This window comes from Bacillus haikouensis (genome assembly GCF_013179555.1).
Classification (GTDB): Bacteria; Bacillota; Bacilli; order Bacillales; family Bacillaceae_B; genus Rossellomorea; species Rossellomorea haikouensis_A.
Genome location: NZ_JABMCR010000200.1, coordinates 1 through 7799, shown reverse-complemented (window position 1 = coordinate 7799; position 7799 = coordinate 1). Strand labels below are relative to the sequence as shown.

Below are 7799 nucleotides of genomic sequence, written 5' to 3'. Positions count from 1 at the left end.
TCTTTTCCCTCATCTGGCTCCAAGATTATTCATTATATTTGGCAATCAGTTCATTCAAACCCTCCTGATTCTGGTTCATCTTGGCTTATTCCATCTGTTTTTAGGCGGAACCATTATCACAGGGGGGGACATGCCTGACCCGCCGAAATCGGGGACATTTGAATGGTCAGGATTAATAAGCTCTGCCAGGTATTCACTCATGACAGGGAAATATTGGATTGTTGTCGCCCCGCTTGTCGCGTTTATGATTGCCATCATCGCCATGCAGCTCATCGTTCAGGGAGTGAAGGAAATCCAGCAGCAGAAGGTTGGGGTGCTTGTTAACAAGAGCCCTATCAAAACAAAGAACAAGCTGTTAGTCGAAAAGAAAACATACCAGCCGGTATTTGAGGATTTTCAGCGTACTAAGCAGCAAAATGTTAAAGGATAGGAGGAGAAATAGGATATGAGCGGGAAAAGCCCGAAACTGCCACTGACAGATGAAGAAAGAAAATCTCTGCGCAGGGAAAAGTTAAAGCTGAGCGACCTATACGAACATACTCCTGAAGACTTGAGTGACAGATTAAATATATCGGTTGACAGAGCACGGTATCTAGTCGGGATGGCCATCTTTCAGAGGATTCCTTCAATCGGTCCGAACATGGCCCAAAATGTAGTGGAAGATCTCCAATACTATTCATTTAAAGAGATAAAGGAAGAAAAAGGAGAAGAACTCATCCTGAGGCTGGAGAAGAAATACGGTGTATGGATGGATCCTTGCGTGGAAGATTCCCTAAGATGTATCGTCCATCATGCCCGCCATCCCGGCAGTAAGAAGAACTGGTGGGACTTTACAGCAGAAAGAAAAGCATACAGGAAAAAACACGGCTACCCGTCCGACCGTCCGACAAGGGCCTGGGATGCGCGTTAAGTGATTTTTAAATAACGGGGAGTGTTCCGTCAACTACGGTGAACCATTCTTGATTTGACGAGAAATCAAAAATTTTTGTGATTCATTATGTCTCCTATATAATCAAAGAATAAGAAAGGAGAGGGTCACATGGATTGTGCTATTGTTACTGGTGCCACTAGGGGGCTCGGCGATTCAATCGCAAAACTTTTCATTGAGAAAGGAATTTCGCTCGTCAATGTTTCGAGAACGGAGAATGATTCATTAAGGGAGCTTTGTGAAGCAAGAAGTGTCTCTTATAAGTTCTTCCAATGCGATCTGGCTGATCCACAAGAAACAGAAGAGATGATAAGAGAAGCGGGAAATCATGTATTCAGCTTGAAAGCAGACAGAATCTATCTCATTCAAAACGCCGGAGTCGTGACGCCGATCAATCCTTCAGGGCAGGTGGATAATAGAGACCTCGAGAAGAGCGTGCATGTGAATCTGCTGTCCCCCATGATTGTGACGAATGAAATCCTGAAGGTTTCACAAGGGTCCGGGAGCCAGCTGATCATGGTCAACGTCAGCTCAGGGGCAGGCAGCAGACCTGTTTACGGCTGGAGTACTTACTGTTCCACAAAAGCGGGAGTCAATATGCTGACAGAAACGGTGAGTCTGGAACTTTCAAAGAATGGAAGCCGGCATAAAGTCATTGCTTTCAGTCCAGGGGTAATGGATACGGATATGCAGGGAACAATCCGTTCCTCTTCAGAAGAATCATTTGCAGATGTTGAAAACTTTAAAAGATACAAAGAGCAGGGTATGCTGAGAAACACGGATACAGTCGCAGAGGTTCTTGTGAAACTTGTGACTGAAACGGAAATCGAATCTGGCAAGCTTTATCATGTAAATGATTTATTATAAAAGTTTATTATTTGTTGGCAACATAATGAAAGAGGCTGGGACAAAACTATAAAACCACAGTCTAAAGACGAACATTTTGAGTAGTCTCTAAACACCGCTAATGATTTCCGTGCAAGATTTCGCTTTCCGCGGGTAGCCCGTGATCCTCCTCGGCAAGCCCGCGGGAGTCTTCGCCTTGCACTCCATTCAACTGCTGAAATAAGCTGTATCTATATATGTATTTAAACTAAAAACCCGAACAAATTTTCCAGCTAGAAGGCAAATTTGTTCGGGTTTTACATATGCTAAAACACTTTTATTGCAACCTCTTTTTTTGCTTTAAGAACGCACAGTGCCCGGCTTCGCTGCTTTCGAACGTGTAAACTTCGGCAGTGCAAATCGAATGGCAATTAAACCGCATACCGCTGTTAATACAGGATAGAAAGCATATGGGAGAACACTTAATGGAGAGATTCCTGCCGTTTCTGCCACTAATAAAGCCTGCGCACCGTAAGGGATCAATCCTTGTACGGAACAAGAGAAAATATCCAGTATGCTTGCAGATTTCCGTGCATCCACTCCATAATTTTCGCCGATTTCTTTTGCAAGAGGGCCGGCAATAATAATAGAAATGGTATTGTTGGCCGTACATAGATTTGTTGAACTTACCAGTCCCGCTGTTGCCAGTTGAGCACCTTTGGGAGAACGGATCTTACGGGTGGCATGATAAAGAAGTGCCTGAATGCCACCATTATAACGGATCAATTCGACAACTCCGCCGATCAGAACAGTCAGAATCACAATTTCAGCCATTCCCGTCATTCCATCTGTGATACTTCCAAAATAACTCGAAGGTGTAAAGCTCCCATCAATAAATCCGATGATTCCTGAAAAGATAATGCCTCCCAATAAAACTACAAACACATTCAAACCTGCCAATGCACCGACGATGACCCCCAGATAAGGAAGGATTTTCACCCAATCATAGGTCTCTGTGTTTACAGTAGATTGGTTACCTGCGGTGATAAGGAATAAGATCAACATCGTGAGAATTGCTGCAGGAAGAACAATAAAGAAATTCACCTTGAATTTATCTTTCATTTCCGTTTTCTGTGTACGTACAGCTGCTATCGTTGTATCAGAAATGAACGATAGATTGTCACCAAACATTGCACCCCCGATTACGGTTGCCATTGCAACAGGCATGCCGATATCAGTACCTGTACTAATTCCGACACCGATCGGGGCGAGTGCCGCAATTGTCCCCATTGAAGTACCCATGGATAATGAAACAAAGGCAGCTATTAAAAACAATCCTACGATCAGAAGGTTTTCCGGCAGAACAGATAGAGCCAGGTTCACAGTTGAATCAACAGCGCCCATCTTTTCAGCTACTCCCGAGAATGCCCCCGCTAATAGGAAGATAAACACCATTATCATGATGTCAGGATGTCCTGAACCTTTAGCAAAGCGTTCCACTTTAGCATTCAGGGATTCCTTTCGATTCATAAGAAGCGCCACAATAGAGGCAATCAAAATAGAAACTAATACTGGAAAGGCATAAAAATCACCTGTGATGACCCCGGCACCCAGAAAGAGTGAAACAAATATGAGTAATGGCAGTAATGCCAACAGGTTACCTTTTTCTTCAAACATTCAAACAACTCCTTTTGTCTATTGCTTTCGTGATGATGACCTATTTAAAGGTGTGGACATTTACCAGCTATTCGATGCCGCGCAATAAATAGTGCCGGAGACCAGCAAGCATGTCCAATCGATATCGACTCTTCATTATCCGGTCGATAATAATAAAAACCTCTTCTAAACAAGAAGAGGTTTCCAATATAGAAACACTCTCCTTATCTTTCAAGCATCTCTGCTTGCTGGATGTGGCACAGCACTCATGTTGAGTCCGCTGCCGAGACATCTTTGGGCCAGTCCCTCCGTCTCTCTGGATAAGAAGAATTCATATATTTATCTGTGAAATTATACTTACATACTTTAAGACGTTTAAGAAAAAAAGTCAAACGGAAATTTGTACACTATATCTAAGGGAGGAGGGAAACCAGGGGCGCCACACTTGTTGAGTTGGATTTGGACATGTTGATTCAGAAAGATTTTTCACTGATTCCGGCCTTTAATAGGTCAAAGGATTTATCCAGAAAAAGGAACGATTTTATTTACAACTCTCTTGAATAGGACTAGTATTATAGGGATAAAAAAACATCTGGGGGATACGGAAGTGGAAAGAAATATACGAAATCAAGTCTTTACTCTCCAAGGTTTTTATTTTTTAACCTTTTTTGGCGTTGGAAGTTTATATCCGCTGTTAAGTGTATATCTGAGTGAAAGTGTAGGATTGAATGGATACCAGATTGGGACAATTATGTCGATCGGGCCGATCATGATGATTTTCTTTCAGCCTGTCTGGGGCATGGTCAGTGACGCGACCAACCGGCCGACACAGGTGCTTGCCTTTACTTCATTGGTTGCCGGCATATTTGCCCTCGGGTATCTCGTGACCGATCTTTATTATGGGCTTCTTCTTATTGCAATCTTTGTAGCAGTTTTCCAGAGTGCGATTATACCGGTTTCAGATAGTATCAGTCTGAAATATACGAGTAAAGTCCGTTACAACTATGGAAATATACGTTTATTTGGTTCACTGGGTTTCGGTGTGGCGGTTTATGTGATGGGAAGGTTATCTGAAGGTTTCATAGGACCAACCATCATTTTCTACGCATTCTTCATCTGTCTTGTGCTTTCAGCCGTACTGGCTTTCCGTTTCCCAAAGGAACGTGCTGCGTCAAAGCTTGATTTGAAGGCTGGGATGAAGGAACTGTTCGGACTGAAGAAGTTTTTAATCTTTTTGTCCGTCACTTTCATGGTGTTCGGTCCGAATTTGGCTAATAATACATATTTCGGATTATTCGTTGAAGACTCCGGCGGCACTTATGCGGGAATCGGACTTGCTTTCTTGATTGCCGTACTGTCCGAAGTACCTTTCATGAGAATTGCAGGCAGCTGGATTGACCGCTTTGGTTTATTGACGGTAGCGGCATTAGCAGGGGCTGCGTCCCTGGTCCGCTGGCTGTTTTACTTCACCGAACCCAGTCTTTGGCTTGTATACAGCTCAGCTGTCATGCAAGGCCTCGCAATCGGTCTTTTTGTTCCGGCAGGACTGCGTTATATAAGGGAAATCACTCCTGCTCATATCACAGCTACAGCGGTCACCATTTATTCGGCGATTGGAAATGGACTGGGGAATTGGTTCAGTACCTTTGTAGGAGGATTCATACTTGAATCATACTCAATCTATGCGGTATATCTGTTCTTTGCATTACTGTCTTTCCTTGGGATTGTCTTTTGTTTTGTATTAATGAAAGAAGAGAAGAAAAAAGTTCTTGCCTATTAATCTAAAAACGATGAGGCTGGGACATAAATAAATCACAAAAATCAAAAGACGAACAATAACAGGATAGATGGTTTTTGATACTGCTGCCGGTTCCATCCATAACTTCGCTTTCCGGGCTGACGGCGAGCCTCCTCTGAGCTGAATGCACTCCAATCAACGGCCTGAACAGTTAAAAAAATCAACAAGCTTTAACGGAACCTACTAAAAAATCCGAACTAATTCGAATTCTAAATATAGAATTTTGAGTTTTAGTTCGGATTTTTCTTCGACTAAAACACTTTATCTCAATTTCATCGTTTACTTGGTATTTATATATTGTGCAGAGATTCCTTTTTATTTTCCTGGAATAATGTATGTAAGGAATAAATCCACTTTATTAATTCCTTTTCTTTGCGTGTGATATTAATTTCAGTTGTTAGAGCAGCAGCATTCTTGGCGTTACTGAAAATGGATGCTGCTTTTATAAAAAATACTAAGAAAAGAGTTCTGATTAAGCCTGGATACACTCAGACTCCTGCGGGACTCGTGTCCAGGGTTAGCCCCCTGCAGGGTGAAATGCGAAGTGTATTCAAGCTGAGGACCACATGATAACCATCTATCTCAAAGTGCCTGAGAAAGAAATAGTGCAGTGGAGAAATAATTTCAATAAAATTTTTCCGTTAGAGGTTTGAATTTTCTCAAAAAGAGGTACAAAAAGAAATAAGTAAAATAAATCAATCAATCAACTAACATATACTAAATCATTTAAATCGAAACAAACGCATCATAATCGAAAAAGGAGAGAGATCACATGAATAATAACTTCCTGTACTCAAAAAACAATGCGAATCTTGGAGATAAGATTGAATTTAAGCGAAAGAAGCATATCGTGAACGGTGTGGTAACTTCGTTAAGAGAAAATACAGTCATCGTAAGCGTGGAAAATAATGATGCGAAAAAACTGGACCTTCCCGATCATCAGACGGTTGTGTCCCACAAAAATTATGTCATTGTGGAACGGGCAGATACAGAAAAACATCCGGTATTCGTTTATGACGGTTGGAACAGTGCATTAAAAGCATAGAAAATAAAAGGCTGACCTCCCAACTGAATGGGGTGTCAGCCTATTTTCTATGTCGAGCTCCAGGGCTTAGAGGCCCATGTCATAAGCCAAATCGACCAAGAAGGCAAAAGGCGCCTTCCCGGCCGATTCGTCTTAAGCCACCCGCCTCAGAGCAAAGCCCTTCCGCTTTTCTTATTGTCCAGCTGCAGGGCTTAGAGGCCCATGTCATAAGCCAAATCGTCCAAGAAGGCAAAAGGCGCGCCTTCCCGGCCGATTCGTCTTAAGCCACCCGCCTCAGAGCAAAGCCCTTCCGCTTTTCTTATAGCCTGCCTGCATATTCTTCGACCATTTGTTTGGTCACTAGTTTCCGTTGGGGCACGACTCCCTGCCGGGCAAGGGTATTGATCTTCTGTGTGACTTCGTTGATCCGGCCGGTTGAGAATGCATCTCCAGCCTGACAACGTTTCACGGCTTCGTCGATTGCTAGTTCTCTTTCTTCGTCTAACCTAATGAATTGTTGTACAAGATGATTTTGTTTAGTGGAATGTTTGGTAATGGCCTTATGTACACTCATGTCTTCAATCCTCTCCGTCCGGAATATTCTCTGTCTTTATTATGCTTTTTTATAGTTGAAATGGCAATGCTCGTTTTCTCATTCATCCCGATTCACAAATATATCCTGCACAAGTTTAATTTTATATGAGAAAAGCTGCTTCAATAATGGATACTAAAATATACCAATTATTTTGTTGACTTGCACGGTTTATTTTAGTAGTTTCAAAGTAAGCTGCAGGAAAGGGTGGAGTGGGTGAAATACGCATTGATTCGTACAAGTTTCCTTAGTATACTCTGGGGCGCATACATATACAATTCTTCTGATGATTTACTCTCGCTCATCTTGCATCTTCTGATCTGCTCTCTTTCCATTGCACTTTTTTTTATTACACCTATTACCGGAAGCCCTCTATTTTTCTATATATGCCAGCCTCTGCTTCTCTTAGTATCAACTTTATTAGGCTCTGAACCGGCTTTAGCCTGGAGTATTTTATGTTACTTTCATCTTGAAGCAAGCATCTTACTACAACCGTCAAAGTATCGTGTTTTCTTTTACAGTACGCTCATCTTCTTTGGAATTGAAGCATATCTTTTTTTGAATTCATATCCACCGGCAGCTCTGTCCATCTTCGTCATGTTTTTCTTCGTTACGCTGAAATTTAATGAGGCAAGTGCAGATATGAAGGAACAAAAGCTCCTATATGATCAGCTTTTAGGGGAATACAGAAAGATGAAAAGGATTCTTTATGTCACAGAACGAAATTCAAGAGCAGAAGAAAGAACAAGGATTGCAAGGGACATCCATGACTCTGTGGGTCACAATCTTACAGCGCTCCTGATGAAAATCGAGATGTTATCAATCCAGCATGGAGATCACCACTTCAGGGATTTGAAAGACCTTGCATCAGATAGCCTGGAAGAAACAAGAGAAGCGGTGAAAGCACTTAAAGAAGGAGATGTTGAAGGGATTCAGTCTGTCATCCAGTTAATAAGGAAGCTGGAATCAGAAAGTG

7 protein-coding genes, 1 pseudogene and 1 riboswitch are annotated in these 7799 nt (G+C 42.1%); of the genes and pseudogenes, 6 read left to right on the top strand and 2 right to left on the bottom strand.

Going from position 1 to position 7799, the window contains the following annotated elements; all coding sequences use genetic code 11:
- The 3 genes and pseudogenes from HP456_RS16860 to HP456_RS16850 all read left to right on the top strand — a co-directional run.
- Window positions 1–430 (top strand): annotated as a pseudogene (locus HP456_RS16860) (ABC transporter permease subunit); the annotation flags it as partial.
- Window positions 431–445: 15 nt separating this feature from the next.
- On the top strand, window positions 446–910 hold the full coding sequence (locus tag HP456_RS16855) for a helix-hairpin-helix domain-containing protein (protein WP_172253232.1): 465 nt from the start codon (window positions 446–448) through the stop codon (window positions 908–910).
- Window positions 911–1039: 129 nt separating this feature from the next.
- A complete protein-coding gene (locus HP456_RS16850; protein WP_172253222.1) occupies window positions 1040–1795 on the top strand; it encodes a (S)-benzoin forming benzil reductase in 756 nt (251 codons plus the stop codon).
- 318 nt (window positions 1796–2113) lie between these two features.
- Here HP456_RS16850 and HP456_RS16845 read toward each other — a convergent pair whose 3' ends face one another.
- Complete coding sequence (locus HP456_RS16845) at window positions 2114–3430, bottom strand: Na+/H+ antiporter NhaC family protein (protein ID WP_172253220.1); 1317 nt, start codon at window positions 3428–3430, stop codon at window positions 2114–2116.
- A gap of 200 nt (window positions 3431–3630) precedes the next feature.
- A riboswitch (SAM riboswitch) is annotated at window positions 3631–3736 on the bottom strand.
- Window positions 3737–4016: 280 nt separating this feature from the next.
- Here HP456_RS16845 and HP456_RS16840 point away from each other — a divergent pair.
- Complete coding sequence (locus tag HP456_RS16840) at window positions 4017–5189, top strand: MFS transporter (RefSeq protein WP_312857786.1); 1173 nt, start codon at window positions 4017–4019, stop codon at window positions 5187–5189.
- Between the two features lie 790 nt (window positions 5190–5979).
- Window positions 5980–6252 carry a DUF2187 family protein gene (locus HP456_RS16835; protein ID WP_172253218.1) on the top strand — a complete coding sequence of 91 codons (273 nt, stop codon included), beginning with the start codon at window positions 5980–5982 and terminating at the stop codon, window positions 6250–6252.
- A 298-nt stretch (window positions 6253–6550) separates the two neighbouring features.
- Here the strand turns inward: HP456_RS16835 and HP456_RS16830 are convergent, their stop codons facing one another.
- Window positions 6551–6805, bottom strand: coding sequence for a YpbS family protein (locus HP456_RS16830; protein WP_172253216.1), 255 nt, complete (start codon window positions 6803–6805; stop codon window positions 6551–6553).
- A gap of 576 nt (window positions 6806–7381) precedes the next feature.
- Here HP456_RS16830 and HP456_RS16825 point away from each other — a divergent pair.
- Window positions 7382–7799: histidine kinase (locus tag HP456_RS16825; RefSeq protein WP_246289161.1), on the top strand; the 418-nt coding region annotated here is incomplete at its 3' end.